Origin of the sequence: Enterococcus sp. 5B3_DIV0040 (genome assembly GCF_002140755.1) — a bacterium.
In the GTDB taxonomy this organism is placed as follows: Bacteria; Bacillota; Bacilli; order Lactobacillales; family Enterococcaceae; genus Enterococcus_D; species Enterococcus_D casseliflavus.
The window spans coordinates 704,422-722,804 of sequence record NZ_NGLC01000002.1 but is presented as its reverse complement, the minus strand read 5'-3'; the positions used below and the strand labels follow the sequence as shown (position 1 = coordinate 722,804).

The 18,383-nt window shown below is 39.9% G+C and carries 15 protein-coding genes; 1 reads left to right on the top strand and 14 read right to left on the bottom strand.

The annotated features are described in order from the left end of the window. Window position 1 precedes the first annotated feature (1 nt). From A5883_RS15845 to A5883_RS15795, 11 genes are all read right to left on the bottom strand, one after another. On the bottom strand, window positions 2-2,482 hold the full coding sequence (locus tag A5883_RS15845) for an ATP-binding protein (protein WP_441316252.1): 2,481 nt from the start codon (window positions 2,480-2,482) through the stop codon (window positions 2-4). A gap of 204 nt (window positions 2,483-2,686) precedes the next feature. Further along, the gene (locus A5883_RS15840) at window positions 2,687-3,085 is read right to left on the bottom strand and encodes a TcpE family conjugal transfer membrane protein (protein ID WP_086339021.1); all 399 of its coding nucleotides are present in this window, start codon (window positions 3,083-3,085) and stop codon (window positions 2,687-2,689) included. After that, window positions 3,031-3,345: a hypothetical protein gene (locus A5883_RS15835; RefSeq protein WP_086339020.1), complete on the bottom strand. Its 315-nt coding sequence runs from the start codon at window positions 3,343-3,345 to the stop codon at window positions 3,031-3,033. Before A5883_RS15835 ends, A5883_RS15840 begins: the two co-directional genes overlap by 55 nt. 4 nt (window positions 3,346-3,349) lie before the next feature. Further along, window positions 3,350-4,369 carry a conjugal transfer protein gene (locus A5883_RS15830; RefSeq protein WP_086339019.1) on the bottom strand — a complete coding sequence of 340 codons (1,020 nt, stop codon included), beginning with the start codon at window positions 4,367-4,369 and terminating at the stop codon, window positions 3,350-3,352. Beyond that, the gene (locus A5883_RS15825; protein ID WP_086339018.1) at window positions 4,362-4,676 is read right to left on the bottom strand and encodes a hypothetical protein; all 315 of its coding nucleotides are present in this window, start codon (window positions 4,674-4,676) and stop codon (window positions 4,362-4,364) included. The genes A5883_RS15830 and A5883_RS15825 overlap by 8 nt, the downstream gene beginning before the upstream one ends. A gap of 5 nt (window positions 4,677-4,681) precedes the next feature. After that, window positions 4,682-5,083, bottom strand: coding sequence for a thioredoxin domain-containing protein (locus tag A5883_RS15820; protein ID WP_086339017.1), 402 nt, complete (start codon window positions 5,081-5,083; stop codon window positions 4,682-4,684). Beyond that, the gene (locus A5883_RS15815) at window positions 5,073-5,675 is read right to left on the bottom strand and encodes a hypothetical protein (protein WP_086339016.1); all 603 of its coding nucleotides are present in this window, start codon (window positions 5,673-5,675) and stop codon (window positions 5,073-5,075) included. Before A5883_RS15815 ends, A5883_RS15820 begins: the two co-directional genes overlap by 11 nt. 5 nt (window positions 5,676-5,680) lie before the next feature. Then, window positions 5,681-7,342, bottom strand: a complete 1,662-nt coding sequence (locus A5883_RS15810; RefSeq protein WP_086339015.1) for an NlpC/P60 family protein — start codon at window positions 7,340-7,342, stop codon at window positions 5,681-5,683. Window positions 7,343-7,347: 5 nt separating this feature from the next. Next, window positions 7,348-8,271, bottom strand: coding sequence for an LPXTG cell wall anchor domain-containing protein (locus tag A5883_RS15805; RefSeq protein WP_086339014.1), 924 nt, complete (start codon window positions 8,269-8,271; stop codon window positions 7,348-7,350). A gap of 65 nt (window positions 8,272-8,336) precedes the next feature. Further along, window positions 8,337-9,260: a hypothetical protein gene (locus A5883_RS15800; RefSeq protein WP_086339013.1), complete on the bottom strand. Its 924-nt coding sequence runs from the start codon at window positions 9,258-9,260 to the stop codon at window positions 8,337-8,339. Continuing rightward, window positions 9,257-9,523 carry a hypothetical protein gene (locus A5883_RS15795; RefSeq protein ID WP_086339012.1) on the bottom strand — a complete coding sequence of 89 codons (267 nt, stop codon included), beginning with the start codon at window positions 9,521-9,523 and terminating at the stop codon, window positions 9,257-9,259. Before A5883_RS15795 ends, A5883_RS15800 begins: the two co-directional genes overlap by 4 nt. A gap of 300 nt (window positions 9,524-9,823) precedes the next feature. Here A5883_RS15795 and A5883_RS15790 point away from each other — a divergent pair, with 300 nt between their 5' ends. Continuing rightward, window positions 9,824-11,035, top strand: coding sequence for an IS110 family transposase (locus A5883_RS15790; RefSeq protein WP_176324016.1), 1,212 nt, complete (start codon window positions 9,824-9,826; stop codon window positions 11,033-11,035). 997 nt (window positions 11,036-12,032) lie between these two features. Here A5883_RS15790 and A5883_RS15780 read toward each other — a convergent pair. The 3 genes from A5883_RS15780 to A5883_RS19280 all read right to left on the bottom strand — a co-directional run bounded on the left by A5883_RS15780 (window position 12,033) and on the right by A5883_RS19280 (window position 18,242). Further along, on the bottom strand, window positions 12,033-12,311 hold the full coding sequence (locus A5883_RS15780; protein ID WP_086339010.1) for a hypothetical protein: 279 nt from the start codon (window positions 12,309-12,311) through the stop codon (window positions 12,033-12,035). A gap of 164 nt (window positions 12,312-12,475) precedes the next feature. Next, window positions 12,476-12,784, bottom strand: coding sequence for a hypothetical protein (locus A5883_RS15775; RefSeq protein WP_086339009.1), 309 nt, complete (start codon window positions 12,782-12,784; stop codon window positions 12,476-12,478). Between the two features lie 202 nt (window positions 12,785-12,986). Continuing rightward, window positions 12,987-18,242, bottom strand: coding sequence for a VaFE repeat-containing surface-anchored protein (locus A5883_RS19280; RefSeq protein ID WP_086339008.1), 5,256 nt, complete (start codon window positions 18,240-18,242; stop codon window positions 12,987-12,989). Between the last annotated feature and the right edge of the window lie 141 nt (window positions 18,243-18,383).

The window sequence follows — 18,383 nt, the reverse complement described above, 5'->3', positions numbered from 1 at the left end:
CTTATCCCCCTTGTTCTAGCTTAAGCGCTTGTTGCGTGGCTTCATCTTCTTTATTCGTAGAGGAAATCGCCAATAACCAGCTATCAAATAAAACATCAATGGCAATCGGTTGATTCCGTCCTCTGTGGTCTTGGAACAAACAAGTACCTGATTTGAGTTCGTTGATTAATTGTAGATTGGCACTGTTCGATTCCATTCCGAAGAAATGTAACACTTTTTCTTGCGCTTCTTTTTGATTCGGACGAAAAGCAAATTTATACGACAACAATTCCTTCTTATCTTCTCTGTCATAATCCATAAATGCTTGCGTTACCAGATAAATATCTGTCACATTTGCCCGCCCTTTACGTAAACTATCTTCGATAAGGAATTGTCCCTGAGCGGTATCTTCAAACCCTTTGGCTTCGTCAAAAATAATCGCTGCATCTTCATTTTTATCTGTAGAGAAAATATACGTCATCTTCATAATGACTTCCATAATAGACATTCCAGCAATTTGTTCATTATTCAATCGTCCGCTATCTATTTCTGCTTGTGTTGGAATCATCAAGCCTTGCGTACCTAAAACATTGATTTGATTTTCAAAACGAATCGGTTCGCTATAATCATTTCCTAAAAGGATTTTCCCTAATCCCATATGATGGCCCGAAATCAATTTCGCTAACTGGGGATCTTTTTCTCGAATGACTTCAATCACCTTCGTCAAATGCTTTTTCCCTTTGCCATTCATCACCCTTTCTACTGCTTCTAAAATTAACGTTTTTTTGTCACTTGCTGTATGGCTGTCTGTATTGACTTCTCCAAAATTTTCTAGCACATTACGAGCCGTTTGAATCGCTTGTTCTCGTGGCAAAAATAAAAGCGGATCAAGCATTCCTCGATATCGTTCTTCATTCGATAGAGAAATAAAATTGATCCGCTCATACAATGCTTTAAATTCTGGGATATACCCAAATTTTTCCAACGCTTTTCGGAAGAAAATCTCTGTTTCATTTTTTGGATCGACGTACAAAATTTTTTGTCCTAAAAAGGTTAACCACAAGAAAATATATTTGACCAACACGGACTTTCCTTGCCCTGGCGGCCCAATAATCAGCGTATTTCCGTTGGTGTGTTGCGCTCCCTCAATGGCACGCTTGGTTAAGTTCGGGAAAAACCAAACAATTTTACTAGATAATGAAAGGGCCTGTTGGACAGATTTAATCTTTTTGGACGTGATCACACGTCCTAAAGGCAACCCATACCGATTCCCTACCTCTTTTTCCAGATCCATTCCTAGATCCGCCACATAGCCTGTGGTTACTACTTGTTCATAGCTTTTGAATGTCTGTGAACTACCAATTAAACACTGATGGAACAGCGTCAGCTGATCGACAATCGGACGATACAACTTATACGCTGTTCCATCAAGGACAAAATCAACTTCTTTGATCCGTTCTTCCAACTCCTTTTTACTTTCTGCCGCTAAAACAAACGTGATGGTCATCCGGCATAAGCGACGCTCTTTTGTTTTTAATCGCTCATTCAGATCTCGTAGTCGTTCTTCCCCGAATAGCACCACCTCATCATCATCTAAAATACCGTCAACAGTTTCTTGATCTTTATCTTGTTCAAAAATTCGTTTCCGCATCTTATGCACATGTCGTCGGTCTTTGTCTACATGGTCAAATGTCACACGGGTATGCGTTTCAATCGGCGAGGACAAGCTGTCTTGAAGGTTTTGAACAAATGCACTGCCAAACATACTGGTTGGAACGTCCGTTAATGTTAAAAAAGATAAATAATGGGTCTTTCCTATCTGTTCGATCGTGAGGTACCCACGATGATTTTCAATCACACCTTCGGTCATTTCTTCTACAAGCAAGTCCCGTTGAGGCAAGCGTGTATTGGCTCGGTGGAAGAAATAATAAAACAATCGTCCCACCGTTTTCGTGTCTAAACGCTCAATCGGTTTGTAATTGGACAAATCATTGTATAGCTGCTTTTCTGCTTTACGAAACGTGGATAATAAAACACTTCTTGGTACACGTTGTCCTGTCAACCGATGAATCAATCGTACACACATGTCTTTAAACAATTCCACGTATTCTAAAGGGTTGGCTACTTGAATCGGAGTAGTAAATCGTACAAATAAATACGTGCAATACTGATTCATTTGGACTTCGTCTTGTAAGATTTCTCCTGCTTGACGAAAATACGTTTCTCCAAGATCAGAAAAACTGCCACGTACCAGTTTATCAATCGTTTCTTCAATATGTTCATCCAGATCAAAATATTCTGGAATATTCATAAAATGATATTCATAGTTATCATGTTCGAATACTCCCTCTCCATCTTCAATGTATTCCTTAAAAAAATCCAAATCATTTAAAGGAAACACTTGGTGAGCGATTTTGTATCCTGCCCAAACATCTTGTGTGTTTGTAAAAACAAAATTTTGGGTCATTGCTTCTATTGGAAACGCTAAGCGAGGTTCTTTCATTGTCACTGCCACTCCATTACCCCATTTCTTATTTCATATCAGCTAACCTAAAGAGAAATTACTCTTTGTCTGATGACGATTTGCTTAGATGTTCGTATATTAAGACGTTGGACTTTGATTTCACTAATTCTTTTCGATAAGTATTCGGTACCAAAAACTTTAATTTTTTATCTTTAGAAACACTGTCTATATGAAACACTCTATTCACCTCGTTGAATTTTTCACTTGATACGTGACTTTTTCATGGAAAAACGGTACGAATAGTTCATGCTCGTACCGTTTCTTTTTCTGTAGAACGTAGCTTCCTCGTCCTAGAATATAATCAATAAAGTTCTTGTTATCCCATTTCAATGAAAAGAGAGTCCAAACAAGAACACCAACTCCTGCTATGATGATCAACCAATAATTCGTAAACAGAGATTGGATAAAGGACACATTGGCAATAAACCCTAATAACCAAATCAATAAAGCTAAAAAGAGAAACACGCCACCAACAACGATATGCTCCAACCGTATGCCATTAGGAGCTAACGGAATCGCATGGCCCTTTATGGCATAAATTTTGATAGGCTGTTTAAATTCTCTTGTATAGTTGTACTCCATCCATCAATCCATCCTTTCGGCGGTAAAATAACCCCTGCATCAGGGTTAAATATCTTATCCTTAATCCAAATTCCTATTTTTTCTGCATCAGATAATATTAAAATCAACGCAATTAACAATAACACACCTAAAACGGTACAAATCGTACGGGCAAATCCTTGTGTACACAAGCCTACCACAATCAAAAATAAGGCAACAATCGACAATAAAATAATCACTTGTCCGGATAAATTCTCCCAAATGGGTTTAAAATCAAACATCGTTTCACTCTCCATTCATTTTCGTTACATAATAACTTTCTTTGGTGGGTTTAATTTCTAACGTAAATTTAGACGTTAATGGGTTACTCTCATCAAAAGCAAACGTGTAAACGCCTTGAACGTAGTAATTGCCATTGTCTATTTTTAGCACTTGTTTTGGTTCGACATTCACTAATTCCGCCCTTCCTAGTCCTTGAACATTCGTAATCAACGCTAACTTTTCATCATTAGACACATACAACTCAAAGAATCGCTGGACAAACTCGATCATTTTCTCTTTTTCTTCGTCTGTGACGTCTGTCCCTTTTGGCGTAAAACGATTTTCTTGGTAGGTACTCGTATTTTTTTCGGAAGTTGGTGTAAGATTCACAAAAGAGGGAACATCTATCAATTTGATTACTTGTCCCTCGTAACTGACTGGAAGAATGAGTTGTACTTGTTGCCACGTCTCCCCTTCTGTAAACTGAACATCATAATACAAACGATAGAGCGACTCTTTTTCATCGATGGTGTCCATCTTAATAAAACGAACCGTTCGTGCAATACGGTCTACGCTTGTTGTCTGAAAGCCTAGATCACTAGGAGTTAATCCAGTTGCTAAAAAAGGGGATAGTTGCTCTTCCCAAACCTTCTTTCCTTCGTCTTTGTGAGAAATGGTAAATAACCGATCGACTAATTTCATGCCCTCATAGCGCAATTGTTCGGTGTCTTTTAAGGCATTATTGACATTTGTTACTAATTCCTCTTTATTTACTTGCTTACTCATCGCAATTCTAGATAAGGTGTCTACCCGGCCAAAAGTCATTAAAACAACCACACACATAATCAAAAAGAACCCAAAAAATAAGAACGAAACGACACTTTGCGCACTTCGTGGCGCAAAACGAATCGTTCTTGTATTGGGCGCTTGTTTCTTTTGTCTCTTAGAGAAAAAAATACGGGTTCCGCGTAGTCTTTTCTTCTTTATCGCCGTTTTTTTACTGCTTGCTGCATGCGGATTAAATACAGGTTTTCGTTTAGTCATGTTCAAGAATTCCGTATCGTTGAATCAATACCGCTGGGACTTTATTTTCTACCACCACTTCATTGACCACAACACCTGCCCCTTCTAAAAACGCCAAAGCTTCTTTATATGCCCCTTTAGTCGCGTGAATGTGTTGATGAATCTCTTCGTAAAACAAACGTGTCCCGACTTGATACCCTTTGTTATGAATCCGCCACAAAACAAAGAGTGCCGCTTGAATCGCGGGACGTTGGTATTCATACGTCGTTGCGATCGTTACATTTGGTAGTTCTTCTTTTTGTTCTGAATCGTTTAACTCTTCATACAATAGACTCACTCCTTTTTCTGATCTTCTAGCAATTGATGTATTTTCTTTGTATCTGTCCCTGCATATTTGCCTTTTGGTGTTACAATCGTTGGAACAGTTTTTAACTGATACTTCGCAATATAGTCTTTATTTCGAGGCTGATTTAGATTAATAAACAGTAAATGATCGTTGGCTAAATTTTCCTTGTACAATTCTGGAAAAATCTCTTGGCAATCAGAACAATCATCTTTGTAAAATACCAGCGCTCGGTCTTCATTTGTGGCAATCGTTACAACGCTCCGGTCAAGGAATTGTTGCTGAATGATTTGATTTGTCTGTATGGTAGAAACCGTAAGCCAAAAAATTCCTAGCAGAAAACAAGTGCCTATTCCTAAAAGGAGATCAACCCTTCTACCTTTATGGGACATGGATGTCACCTAAATTCTTAACAGCAGTAAATTGTTTGGCTATAGGGTCAAACGATACTTTATACATAAAGGTGCCTTTTTGAGCATTGCTCCCAGCAATCGTTACGGAATATTCCACTAGGACTAACGCTTTGATTTCCTGCTTTTCAGACGCCATTACATAGATTTCTGGCTCTCTTTCTAAACGGGAAACCGTTATGACAGAAGGGGTGATTGTATCTGCGTCTTTTGGAAAAAGCCCATTTAATGCTTGCTGGTTCGCAAATGCGCTCGCTTGTTCCTTTCTTGCTTTGACGCTTTCTTTTTCACGGTCTGAATGATAGTCAAATACAGCAGAAAACAGCTGGCTGGTGGCAGTCACTAGCCCTTCGTTGCTTGTTTCTTTGGGTTTGGTTTCTGTTTGCTTAGAAAATTTTTCTAAGCGTTGTTCAGTCTCAACAAGCGTTTCTTTTTGCTTCGCTAACGCCTGTTGGTACCGTTGAATTTCCCTTCCTTGTTCTTTTCTTTCAGACACAAACCAAAAACCACCTAAAACAAGTAGGATCAACAATACGGGACAGCCAATTTTGCTAATAAAATCATAATTGTCCATAGACACTAGCCTCCTTTTCCTTGTATAAATTCCACTTGATCCACAGTCGCTTTATCAATCACACGCCAAGAACGTGTCCCAGAACCACTACTTACGACATTAGTTTCACTAACCAACATACTACCGTCTGGATTGACATATTCCACGACGGCAATATGTCCATAAGGGGGCGTAGACCCAGCTAAACCACCATAGAAACTTGCTGCCCAACCAACTTGTGGCTTGCCTTTCACCACGGTATAGCCTCTTGCACGTGCAGAAGCGCCCCAGGAGCCGCCATTGCCACCGTCGCCTGAAAACCATTCAATTGGTGTGCCAAGTTGTGCCATGCGATTATACGCTCCCCAAGTACATTGTCCAAAGGGATAATTGTTACCGGCATAGTTTTTATTATCAGGAGTGGGTAACGTTAGTTTGCCTTTGTATTCCGCTGGTACTTCTAATGTCGGCGCAGAATTTTGGCCGACAACTTGTCCGGCGGCAGTTTCGGTTGCGCTTGGTAACAGACAACCTTCTTCATCGGTACCACTATCTAAATCGTTGGTTAAGCCATCCACCGAACCAAACCAATAGTCCCCATACAACACATTTTCTTTGCAGGTTTCGCCTGGTTGCGGTTCTTCAATAATCTTCCCATCCCCAATGTAAATCGCTACATGATGGGATTGTCCTGCAGGTCCCCAAAAGACTAAATCTCCTGGCTTGGCCTGGTCTTGTTCGATTCTTTTTACTGCGTTGGATTGTGTTTCCGCAGTTGGCGGTAAATTAATTCCAATTTTTTGATACACCAACATCGTCAAACCGCTACAATCCATTCCACTCGTCCAATCACGTCCACCCCAAACATAAGGCACACCAATCCGACTTTTCGCCAATTCAACGATCTTATTTCGTTTAGATGCATGGATTGTCGCTTGACTTTGTTTTTCTGGTAAATCAATCCATCCATCGTGAATATCTGCCTTTGCTTGGTAAGGGGTTGTTCCATACTTTTCGATTGCTTCTTGATCTAACCATTGGAACTTTCTACCTAAATTATTGTAGGTGGTTGTTAGTTTTACGAGATAGGTTGGATCAGTTGCCCAACCGCCTTGCGCAATCGCACGTAGTGCAGCTAATCCATCTGTATTATTGATCGCGCCTTTATAAAGGCTTTGATGCGCCATAAATTCCGCTTTCCCGACAATCCCGGCACTATAGCTTTTGAACCACGTATACGCGCCACCTGTATTATCCCCAACAGTTGTCCCAGGTTTTGTGCCGGTAATATCTACCGCATCTTTGCCAAACGTAGCTAACGTAAGAGGAAAATCACTGAGTTTTGATGTCTTGACGCCTCCCATGTTGTGGGCTTTCCAAAAACTGGTTCCCAAAGGATTCGTAAAGTTAAACCCATTTTCCACCATGGTTTGGGCGATACTGGCCGACGGCAAAAAGCCCCCCGCTTTCCACGAGAGGATATAGGCATCTTTATGCGTCTTGACAAATTCATCAATAGAACGTGGGACAGTCGTAGATTCTTCTGACGTATAGTCTGCTGGCATCAAACATTCAGATTCTTTGACATCCCAACTCGTCACAAATAATGTCACAAATAAAGAAAAAATCAATAACAAGAACAACGGAGAAAAGAAGCCCGCAAGACCGACAAGTAGTTTTTTCTTCACGGATTTTATCCTTTACAGTGCTTTTTATAGCCAAAGAACCCAGCAATACTTGTCATAATCACCCCTAGAATAGAAAGTGCCGCATGAATTTCTTCCCCGGTTTTTGGTAAGACTTTGGTCTTTCCATCCGCTGTTTTGACTTCAATATTTCCGCTAGGCAGTTTCTTTACTGGAATCGAAACATCTTCTATCAAATTGCCTTGACTGTCTTGAACCAGTGGTACCCCGTCTTTCACCCCAACAATCGTTTGACCACTTGCTGCTTTTAATGGCGTAGTCGGTGTTGGAATATGGGTTAATTCTTTTACATCACTGGTGACAATCGGTACACTTGTTCCTTGAGCAGCACCTGTTGTAATGTTTCCAGAAGCATCTACTGACACTGTGACTTCTTTTGCCGGAGCCGCTGGTTTATTTTCCTTCGGTTCAGTTTCTTTGTCTTCTTTTGGTTCTTCTGCCGGTTGATTTGGTTCTTCTTTTGGTGTTTCTGGTACTTCTTCACTCGTAGAAGACGTTGTTGGTTGTTCCGTTGTAGAAGAATCTGTTGTACTACCTGGCGCTTCTGTTGTCCCTGGTGTTTCCGTCGTACTTGTTCCAGGATCTGTTGGCGTTGTTCCGGGTGTTTCACCGCCTCCATCTGGTGGTGTCACAGGAACGTCTGGCGTATCCGGTACCTCTGTTCCACTTGTCCCAGGATCTACCGGAACTGTTGGTTGGCTCTCTTCACCACTAGTAGGTGGAACGACAGGATCTGTTGGGGTTTCTACACTAGGTGTTGTCGGTGTGGGTTCCGAAGGAACGACAGGCTCACTAGGAACTGTCACAGCTGCCCCACTGTCAGTTGTCGTCTCTTCTGCCGAAGCGGACACACCAACTGTTCCAAGTAAAATAGTTGTACTAAATAAGCTTAAAAAAAGGATTTTTTTCATCATCTATTCCTCCATTCTTATTTGAATATAAAAAGTGTCGACACTCCTATTGAAAGTGTTGACACTTATTGATTCATCTCAAAAGGTTCTTCTTTTGGAATTGTCGTCACAAAAAGTTTTTCTTGTTCTTCTTTCAATTGAAAAGTCACTTTTTTCGTGGTTAAAGGATCTTTATCCGTTTGTAATACTACAATATAGCTGACTTTCCAAGAACCTTTTTGCGCCTTCCTTTCCCAAGGAAACGCACTTTTCAGTTGTGCTTCTTGCCCAGAAATCTGATCAAGTAACTCTTCTGAGACAAATCGTCGAACTTTTTCTTGAACCTGTTCTTTTTCCGTGGTTCCTGTATAATAATTGGTCAAAAAATAACGACTAAAGGTCTCCAACTTCCCTTGCGATTGGACTTGATGTTCTAAAGACACGAACGCATGTTGTTCATCTGTAGAAACTGGCGGCGAAAAAACAGTGATTCCGATCCACACTCCTCCTACAAACAGACAAAGCCCAGTGAGTGATAATAGAAGTAACCATAGCCCTCGACGCTTCCGTTTGACATGCGGAAACTCTTTTTCAGGGGGGCTGGCTCTTTCTGAAAATGCGCCCTTCGGTTTCTTTTTCGATGTTGCTTTCTCTTTGTTTTTGTCTGGTAAGTTGCGTGTAAAGACTCGAAAAAAAGCCTGTGCCTCTTCTTGGACGTCACTAGATTCGTTCGTAAGATCGGAAAATGAGGCTCGTAAGGCATCGGAAATGGTTCCTTCGGTGATCGGTAGCTGAATGGAAGCTTCCCATGTCGGCAATTCCTGTTTTTCATCTTCATACAAAAAATAGGTGAGTTCTTCTGCTTTTCCAGCAGCTAACAATTCTCGATTCGCTTTTTCCAGAAACATAACCCCTTGGTTTACAGAGACCAAACAATGAACCGGCACATCCAAACAGAGAGAATCTTCCTCTGTTTCAAATGCCATAAAAATAGTTATTTTTTCTTTCACTCCGCCTCCACTCCGAGCGCTTCTGCATAAACCACTTGAATAGGATGATTTTTTGAAAACTTGATTCGATATTCTTGATTGTCTAACGAAAGAATATAACTATCGAGTTCTTCTTCCACATACGTATAGTCATTTGATTTGACCTTAAAATAATCTCGAATCGCCCGTTCTTTTTGAAGCTCGATCCATTTAGGCAAATGAGCCAACTGATACCCACCGAATAATCCGATGCCAAATAAAAATAATCCTGATAAAACAACCATTTGTTTCCCTCCTACTACAATATATTTATAGGTTATAAGGTACTACTAATCCCATTAGTAATCCCTTTTATCTATCATGTTGCTTAAGCTGTTAAAATGAGAGGGCAATGGTCGGGCATATTCCTCCTTGGACTTTGCGTCCGTGATTAAGTCTGCCAACCAGCTGCTCATTCACAGCGTTCGTTTTATGCAGGTTGAACTGCTGTTTACCAGTACGTTCGTATCACACCCCAGTAGATTGAATCGGCAATGTGTTTACGCTGGCTTTCCATTGCGACAAAACTGAAGGAGCTGATTGTCTTGAACGCAGTAGGTATTGATGTTGCTAAAGGTAAAAGTGTTGTTTCGATTCTCCGACCTTTCGGTGAAGTGATCTCTAGTCCCTTTGAACTCTGTCATACTTCTAGTGCCATCGACGACTTCATTCATTCTCTTTCAAACCTAGAAGGAGAAGTTAGAATCGTCTTGGAATACACTGGACGCTATCACGAACCCATTGCTCGTTGGCTCTCGGATGCGGATTTTTATGTCAGTGTGGTCAATCCAAAACTCATTAAAGATTTTGGAAACAATTCTCTTCGTAAAGTGAAATCTGACAAAAAAGATGCACTCAAAATTGCTCGTTACGCTCTTGACAACTGGAATGACCTACGACAGTATTGCTTTATGGACAAGACAAGAGATCAACTAAAAACCATGAACCGACAGTTTGATTTTTACATGAAACATAAGACCGCTCTTAAAAATAATCTCATTGCTCTTTTGGATCAAACCTTTCCTGGAGCGAATACTTTTTTCACCAGTCCTGTTCGAAAAGATGGCAGCCAGAAATGGGTTGATTTTGTCGCCTCTTTTTGGCACGTCGATTGTGTTCGCAAGGTCTCTTTGAGTGTGTTCACTGAACGTTATCGGAAGTTCTGTGTGCGTAAAGGTTACGACTTCCATCCAGATAAACCAGCGCAAATTTTCGAAGCCTCTAAAGAGTTGATTGCTCTTTTACCTAAAGACAAAATGACCAAAAACTTAATTATGCAAGCAATTGAACAGTTAAACACTCTTTCTAGGACTATTGAGCAGTTACGCCTACAGATGGATCAAACAGCTGCACAATTACCAGAATATCCTGTAGTTATGGCTATGAAAGGTGTAGGTCCTTCTTTAGGTCCACAGATCATGGCAGAGATTGGCGATGTTCGCCGCTTTTCACGTCGAGGCGCCTTGACTGCTTTTGCAGGGGTTGATCCAGGTGTCAATCAATCCAGCACCTATAATCAGAAAAGTGTACGAACTTCTAAACGTGGATCTTCTCAACTGCGTAAATCACTGTTTCAAGTAATGGACGTTTTAGTGAAAACATCACCCGAAAATGATCCAGTTTACGCATTTCTTTCTAAGAAACGAGCAGAGGGAAAACCGTACTATGTTTACATGACTGCTGGTGCGAATAAGTTTTTGCGTATATATTACGGTCGAGTAAAAGAGTATCTGGCTTCACTTTCAGAAGAGGAATGATTTTTGTTTTTGAGAGCATAAGTTGAAACCAGCGATTATCGGTGGTTCTATTTGTCATGCCTTCAATCCAGATAGCTCTTTTTCCAATTTTTTGCTTGACTTTTTATTTGCAGGCTTAATTAAAAAATCCCGTTTTACAAAAAAACGACCTCGAGAATCGCTTTCTCCGAGGTTTTAAAAACTTTTTCGACTGATTCTTCATCGATCAATTAAAACGTCTCAAATCGCAAAATAAACGTATTTATGATCATTCAATCAGAAAAATAAGCGATCCATAGACAATAACAAAAACCAAAGTGTAAAATAAACACAAAACCAATATAAATCACTTGATCCCAAGAAAAAACGATTTTTTTACTCGCACAACTATCAGAAAAGACCGTAAAAAGTGAAGCAAACAATATATACCAAAAAGAAAGAGGTACCTTATGAAGCCATCTTTTCACTCGAAAAAACATAGAACTATCCATCCTCTCCTATTTTTTGCCATTACTTATCTATATTGTTACATAATTGTTTTTACTTCAGTCTTTGTTTCTATAATAGTATTCAGTTTATATAAACCACTAACCATAAACTTACTTCCTAAATTCCTTTGCGTTATATTAGCAATAAGCATTTTTATCAATCATTGTTCCTTAAACATACTTAAAACAAAAACAAACCACTCTATCAGTCATTTTTTAGAATGGACAAAAGCTCTTTCAACAATCATTACCTTATTTTGTACCTTATTCTCTCTAATTACTGAGCTCACTACTATAGAAAATATAGAAGATGCATATTCTCAACAAGTAATCACTACTATTGACTCATGGACAACACAAAGCTTTATTTTCGGAATTTTGGCAATGAACTTTCATATTCTTCATTTTGGGTATCATTTTTTCCATTCTTTTCAACCAAAAAAACGTTCTGCCACACACTTAAAATATGCAAAACGGCATAGAAGAAATAGGATCCTACGAAAAACAAAAAAGAGACCAAAGAACACGTATCACTCATTATCCCAAAATATACTTTTTCGATATTTGCGCCGAGAATGGATTTTCCCTTCTTCTTCCTTCCCAAAATCTTTTTCTATCACAACAAAAACCGTGAGTAACAAGAAAAAGAACAAAAGAAAAAATGGATAATCCAAAAGCACAGACAGTTGCCAAGAAAATTCCGCTAACTCTTTGGGTAATTCTTTATCGTACCGATCAACAACTGAATAAACGAGAAGAGCCGTTGAGACAATCACAAAAAAACAAAAATAGCCTTTTTTTCTGTTCATCTTCTTTCCCTTCTTTCTAAAAATCAATTTTATTGTTCTAAATACACAAAAGATAACCCACTACAAGAAAGAAAAGAATGACAAGGATAGAAAAAATCGTTTCTAGTATATCCACTCGTCGTTCCTTCTTGCACTGTTCTTCTTGTTCTTTGATTCGTTGTTGGTTACACACTCGTTGTTTTTCTGGTACAGAAAGGACAGAATCTATAAAACAATTCTTGTGCTAAAAATTGATATTCCGGCTTAATATTTTTCCTAAATTCATCAAAAAGTTCTGAAATACTTTTATCAAGCACAAAAAAATCTCTATTAATGTCTTTATAAAATGGTTCAACAACAATTCCTTTATAATTAAAGAAACTGGATTGATTGATCTCTCTTAAATACTGAATCATCAAATCTTCGTTGTAAAAGAAAATAGGATTTTCAAGATGTTCATCCTTATAGAATTTTTGAACAATATATAATCTCACATTATCCCTCCAATCAAAAAAGACATCGAAAATGGAATTCTCCGAAGTTTTCAAAACATTTCCGATCCTTCATCGATCAATTAAAATGGTCGAAATTTCAAAATACAGTTTATTCCGGATTAATGAATATACTAGGAAAATAATCGACCCACAAACAAAAATCAAACAAGCGGCTAGTTGTCTAACCGCTTGTTCGTCTTGTTTAGTCTTTGACTTTGTACAAATCATACCCGATCAAGCTTGCCGCAAGGACAAAGATTAGGCCAATAATGAGCCAGATACTATTATCTTCTGAACCTGTTTTTGGCAACATTGGCACCACGGCCGCTTGTTTTGGCGGTTGTGGAGTTGGTGGTTTTGGTGCTTCCACAAATTGAACGGTTTGATCTTTATTCGTGAGATCCACGTTATGTTTTGCGACTTCTTCAAACGGTTCTTTCTCGTCTTCCGTTTTGGCTTGGAGCCATTCCGCAAAGCTTAAGCCTTTTCCGGCAAGGTTCCGACCGTCTACCAAGAATTCAAACAAGAATTCCATGGTTTCTTTGTCTGCCGTAAAGACTTTTTCCGCATGGGTGCCTTCAAATGGCGTGCCGTCTGGTGTTAAGTAACCTTGAACAATCAGTTTGTACAACTGACCGATCGCTAGACCGTTGACTTGAACCCATTCAATCACTTTCTGATTTGGCAACGCCAAAATCTCTTTTCCACCTTCGGCGTTGGTCGCTTTGGTGGTAATCGTTGGATTGACGATTGTAATGGTTTGGTCTTTGTCGGTAATGTCTGCGTGAGAGGCTAATAATACGCCTTCTCTAAACAGATCTTCAAAGACCACGACTTCTTTGCCTCGCAATGCACGGGCATCTAGGATAAAGTCTAAGTGTACTGTACCATCGGTACTTTCTGCCACAAAGGTTAACGTACTGGTGACTTCTTTGCCGTCTACTAGCACTGGTTTTTCTGTTGCTTTGTCCATTAATACCCCATTAACCGTATAGGTTCTACCAACGATCAAATCGTGATAGCTCACTGCGTCTGTAATGGTGACTTTCGTTAATGGATTGACCACTTTCAAACCGGTTGGCTTGTGGGTTGCTTTGGTACGAACTTTTGGATTCGTTACCCGTACCGTTTGGCCTTCATCCGTAATATCCGCATGCGTTGCTAGTAATACGCCATCTCTAAAGAGATCTTCAAAGACCACGACTTCTTTGCCTCGCAACGCACGGGCATCTAGGATAAAGTCTAAGTTGACTGTACCGTCGGTACTTTCTGCCACAAAGGTTAACGTACTGGTGATTTCTTTGTCATCTACCAGGACTGGCTCTTCTGTTTCTTTATCCATTAAGATGCCGTTAACGGTATACGTCTTTCCTACAATCAGATCATGATAAGAAACAGCATCCGTAATCGTGACAACCGTCAATGGATCAATCACTTGTAAGCCGGTTTCTTTGTCTGTTGCTTTGGTGCCGATTGCTGGATTGGTGATACGTACGGTTTGGCCTTTGTCATTGAGGTCTTTGTGGTTTGCCAGTTCTTCGTCATTTCTAAAGAGACTTTCAAACACGACAATTTCACGACCATTTAAGCCGGTTAAATCAAAGGTAAATGGCACGATCACCGTTTCATTTTCTGCTTTGGCAATAAAGCCTACACTGGTTTCTACCGTGTTGCCATGCACAAGTAATGCTTCACCGGTTGCTTTGTCCATTAAGATTCCTTTGACCAAATACGCTTTTCCTGGAAGAATTTCGGTAATTTCAACAGTATCGTTTAAGGTAAACAGCCCCGTTGGGTCTGCGACGGTTAAGCCATCTTCAAAGACAGCTGTCGTATGAACGGTTGGATTGTTTACTTTCACACTTTGGGCTTCATCAGTAATGTCTTCATGTGCCGCAACTTCAATGCCGTCACGGAAGAGTTTTTCAAAGACAACGATGGTTTGCCCTTTTAAGACGCTGGCATTGACCACAAACTCCAAGTCTTTTGTGCCGTTGGCTTTGTCTGCGATAAAAGTCAACGTTTTTCTGATTTCTTTGCCATCTTGCAGGATCGGCGCGTTCGTTGCTTTATTCATCAACACACCGGAAATGGTGTATTCTTTGCCGACAAACAAATTCGTATAGGAAACACTGTCTTTGATCACGATTGTTTCTAATGGATCAACGACTTTTTCGCCATCTTCTTTATTCGACGCTTGTGTTTCCAAGGTTGGTGGAATCAAGTAATTGCGTACAGAAACCAACAACGTTTCCCCATCATCGGGCGCATTTTGTTTGAAAGCAACCGTGAAGGCTTGTTTGTCTGTATTTGGTTGGAAGCTTTCTAATGGCGCATTTTCTTTAAAGTAGTAAGCCCCGGCAACTAACCCTTTGACCAGGAGTTCCCCGTTTTTATCGGTGGTGTATTCTCCTAAGGCTTTGCCTGTTTGGTTATACAGCGTAAACGTCACACCAGAAAGTGGTGTTTTCTTCTTGTTCCATTCTTCATACTTGAACAATTTCACATTTTTCCGTGCTTGGCGGTTCGCAAAATTGATCACTTTGATTGGTTCTGTGTCATCGGTAATCGAGAACACCAACGGTGTTTTGTTTAAGACATAATTCTTCGGTGCATTGATTTCTTCGATACGGTACCGATTGTTTCCATAGGTAAACGTACCGTTTGTAACGAGATAGCCTTTGTCATTTGTCCGGAAAATATCGGTGACTTCCGTATCATTTGGAATGGCAAACGTAACATACTCATTCGCTAAGGTATCAAAGATCTTGAACTCCGTATTAGCAAGTGGAATCACTTTGCCTGTTTCTTGATCCACTTTCACAATTTTGACTTGTTGCTCAATGATTTGGTCTTCTAACACATAACGGAAGGTTTGACCTTGTTCGGAAATCGTTACTTCGAACGGTTCAAACAATTTGTAGCCTTCCTTGCCTTTCGTTTCAGAAACAATATAGGTATCAAAAACCACCGCGTTTTTACCGAAGGTAAAGTACCCGTCTTTGTCAGTCAAAACTGCTTTAACGACTTTCCCGGTTGTTTTTGAGGTTAAAGAAATTTCAATGCCTGCAAGTTTTGGCTTCTTGTCAGGATCTTTTGTATCCACAAAGTCTTTATTGCCGACCTTGACCCCTTCAATCGTTCCTTTGATTACTTGGTCTTTTGCGATAACTTCTTTTGTGACAGTTTCTTTGTCTTGTCCACCATAGACTAACTCAAAGTGGATCTTATTCGTATTGAGATTGTATCCGACTGGCGCTTTTTCTTCTAAGAAGTAATAAGCTCCGAGTTTCAAGTCTTTGATTTCTGCTTGGACTTTTCCATTGATATTTTTTAGCGTAACGGATTTGATTTTTGTGCCGTCTGCTTGATAAAGTCCATAGACTGCGCCTTCTAAGGTCGCAGCGCCTTGGGCTTTATTACCCGTTTCGGCATCTTCTTTGAAGATTCGCGCAATCCCTTTTTGTTCTTTGTTTTTAATTTTTTGATCCGCATTTGTGATCGCAACGTTTTGACCAGCATACGAAAGCTTCACAACATACACGGTTGGATTTAACACGTAACCTGCGGAAGCAGTTTTTTCTTTGACTGCGTACGTCCCTAATGGTAACGCCTTGGTTTTGGCTTTTCCTTTCGCATCTGTTGTGACTGTATCTACTGGCGTACCTTCCGCTTTTGATCCTGCGAATACCTCAAATACATTTCCTGCCAATGCATAGCGATCATTTGGCATGGTTTTACCAAATTCTACCCCTGACTTATCAATGGTAATGGTTCCTTTTTGGGCCTTGTTTTCAATGGTCACTTTGATGGTTTTGTTGGCTTCAATCGTAAAATCTTTGCTTGTTTTGTTCAAAACGTAACCACTTGGGGCTTTGATTTCAACAACGGTTCCTTTGGTGCCATGGGTCAAATTCTTAACCGTCGCAATCCCTTTCTCATTCGTTTTGACAGTTTGATCTTTCCCATTGATCGTCACTTTGATTTCTGCATTCGCTAAAGGCTTCTTAGTATCTGCATCAATCTTTAAAATTTCAAGGTTGCCTTGTTTAAGGACGTTTAGATTAAGTGTAACTCGCCCACCAGTAGGATCTCCTAATACAGAAATCGTTTGTTTTCCAGGTTGTTTATAGACTAGAGAAGTTCTATTCAATTTTGTTTTATGAAGAGTAATAGTTGCTTTTTCCGACGCATCTTTCGTTGCGGTAATCACTAATTGATTGCCTTGAATTTTTGCGGTAATCCCTTTAGAAGGAGTTATCTTTTTGATATTCCCTAAAGAGTTATTCGTATCTGTTACAGTGATTGTTTCGCCAACTTTAACAGTTTCGGTTTTTCCAGCAAAAGATACTTTTTTGTCAAACGCCGCTATTTTTTGGTTGATCTCATTTTTAAATGCATCGTAATTCAACACCTTATTAACCATCAACGGAGTTGAGTTCAACTGTTCATGAATAAATAATTGTGTTGCGATTCGACGATGAAGTGATTTATCTTTACTATCTTCCCAACCAAAATAAGCAATTAATTCAATTTTTTTACGAACGTTTGCATTTGTCAAATACGTATTCAAGGCTGATTCTGTAAATGTCCCTGAAGCACCTTCTACCCCAGGTTCAATACAAAAGGCAACTTTCCCATTAACTTCAAAAAGATCAATTTTATCATATGCAAATGGCGTTCCATTTGGCAAACGCATTTCTGCCCAAAAAATACCTTCTGTCGGTTGCGGAGCAACTTCTGTCATTTTTACATTTGCCGTATTTGCGGCACGAGTAGAAACTGCAGCACGACGAACACGAGCTGCTCGTGGTTGAGTAACCACAAGTGTTTCTTTTACTTCTTTCTCGGAAACCGTAGTTTCTTTTGTTTCCAAAGCCTCAACCAATGTTTCTGCTTTTTCCGTTTCTACTTTCTCTGCCGTATCCTTCTTTTCTATAGCTTCTTCAACGGATTTTTCTGTATCCGTAGCGGGTGTTTCTGTCGCTTTTTCTACAGAAGATTCTGTCGAAGCTGGTGTTGATTCAGTTTCTGGAGTTGTTTCCTCTGTTGGTTCTGTTGTTTCGGCTAGTTCAGAAGATGGTGTCGTATTCGACGTACTTTCTTCTGATGATTCCGGTGAAATGACTGTTTCTACTTCTACTGGTTGAGCAACAGCTGGACTGTCACCCGGATTTTGTGTTTCCCCGATCGTTTGATCAAGAGCTGCTTTTGAATTCGTTGTCGGCGCATCGGTCTCTGGCACAGGCTCAGCTGGTGTTTCTATAGCTGGTACGGCTTCTTCTATCGGTTGAACTTCGACTGCTTCAGCGGGAGCTGGTGTTGTCGTTTCTACCGTTGGTTGTCCAACAGCTGTTTCTTCCGCTTGTGCTTGAAACGTCCCGGTCAAAAAGCAAAACTGCGAAAATGCCACGAGAGCTGCGGCCTTGAACCAATTCTTTCTTATTCTTTGTTGCACAAAAATTCCTTCCTTTCTGAAAAATTTTGTATAATAAAACGCCGTTATCGGAATGGATAACGACGTGAATAGGTAGTTTCTATTTGATTCGATCCGGGGAACGTGCCCGTGGATAGTTTTTCATGGTGGTTTCCTCCAAAC

Coding starts and splice junctions, on each gene's coding strand:
- A5883_RS15845 (WP_441316252.1), bottom strand. CDS start 2,482: ATGAAAGAACCTCGCTTAGCGTTTCCAATAGAAGCAATGACCCAAAAT.
- A5883_RS15840 (WP_086339021.1), bottom strand. CDS start 3,085: ATGGAGTACAACTATACAAGAGAATTTAAACAGCCTATCAAAATTTAT.
- A5883_RS15835 (WP_086339020.1), bottom strand. CDS start 3,345: ATGTTTGATTTTAAACCCATTTGGGAGAATTTATCCGGACAAGTGATT.
- A5883_RS15830 (WP_086339019.1), bottom strand. CDS start 4,369: ATGACTAAACGAAAACCTGTATTTAATCCGCATGCAGCAAGCAGTAAA.
- A5883_RS15820 (WP_086339017.1), bottom strand. CDS start 5,083: ATGTCCCATAAAGGTAGAAGGGTTGATCTCCTTTTAGGAATAGGCACT.
- A5883_RS15815 (WP_086339016.1), bottom strand. CDS start 5,675: ATGGACAATTATGATTTTATTAGCAAAATTGGCTGTCCCGTATTGTTG.
- A5883_RS15805 (WP_086339014.1), bottom strand. CDS start 8,271: ATGAAAAAAATCCTTTTTTTAAGCTTATTTAGTACAACTATTTTACTT.
- A5883_RS15795 (WP_086339012.1), bottom strand. CDS start 9,523: ATGGTTGTTTTATCAGGATTATTTTTATTTGGCATCGGATTATTCGGT.
- A5883_RS15780 (WP_086339010.1), bottom strand. CDS start 12,311: ATGAACAGAAAAAAAGGCTATTTTTGTTTTTTTGTGATTGTCTCAACG.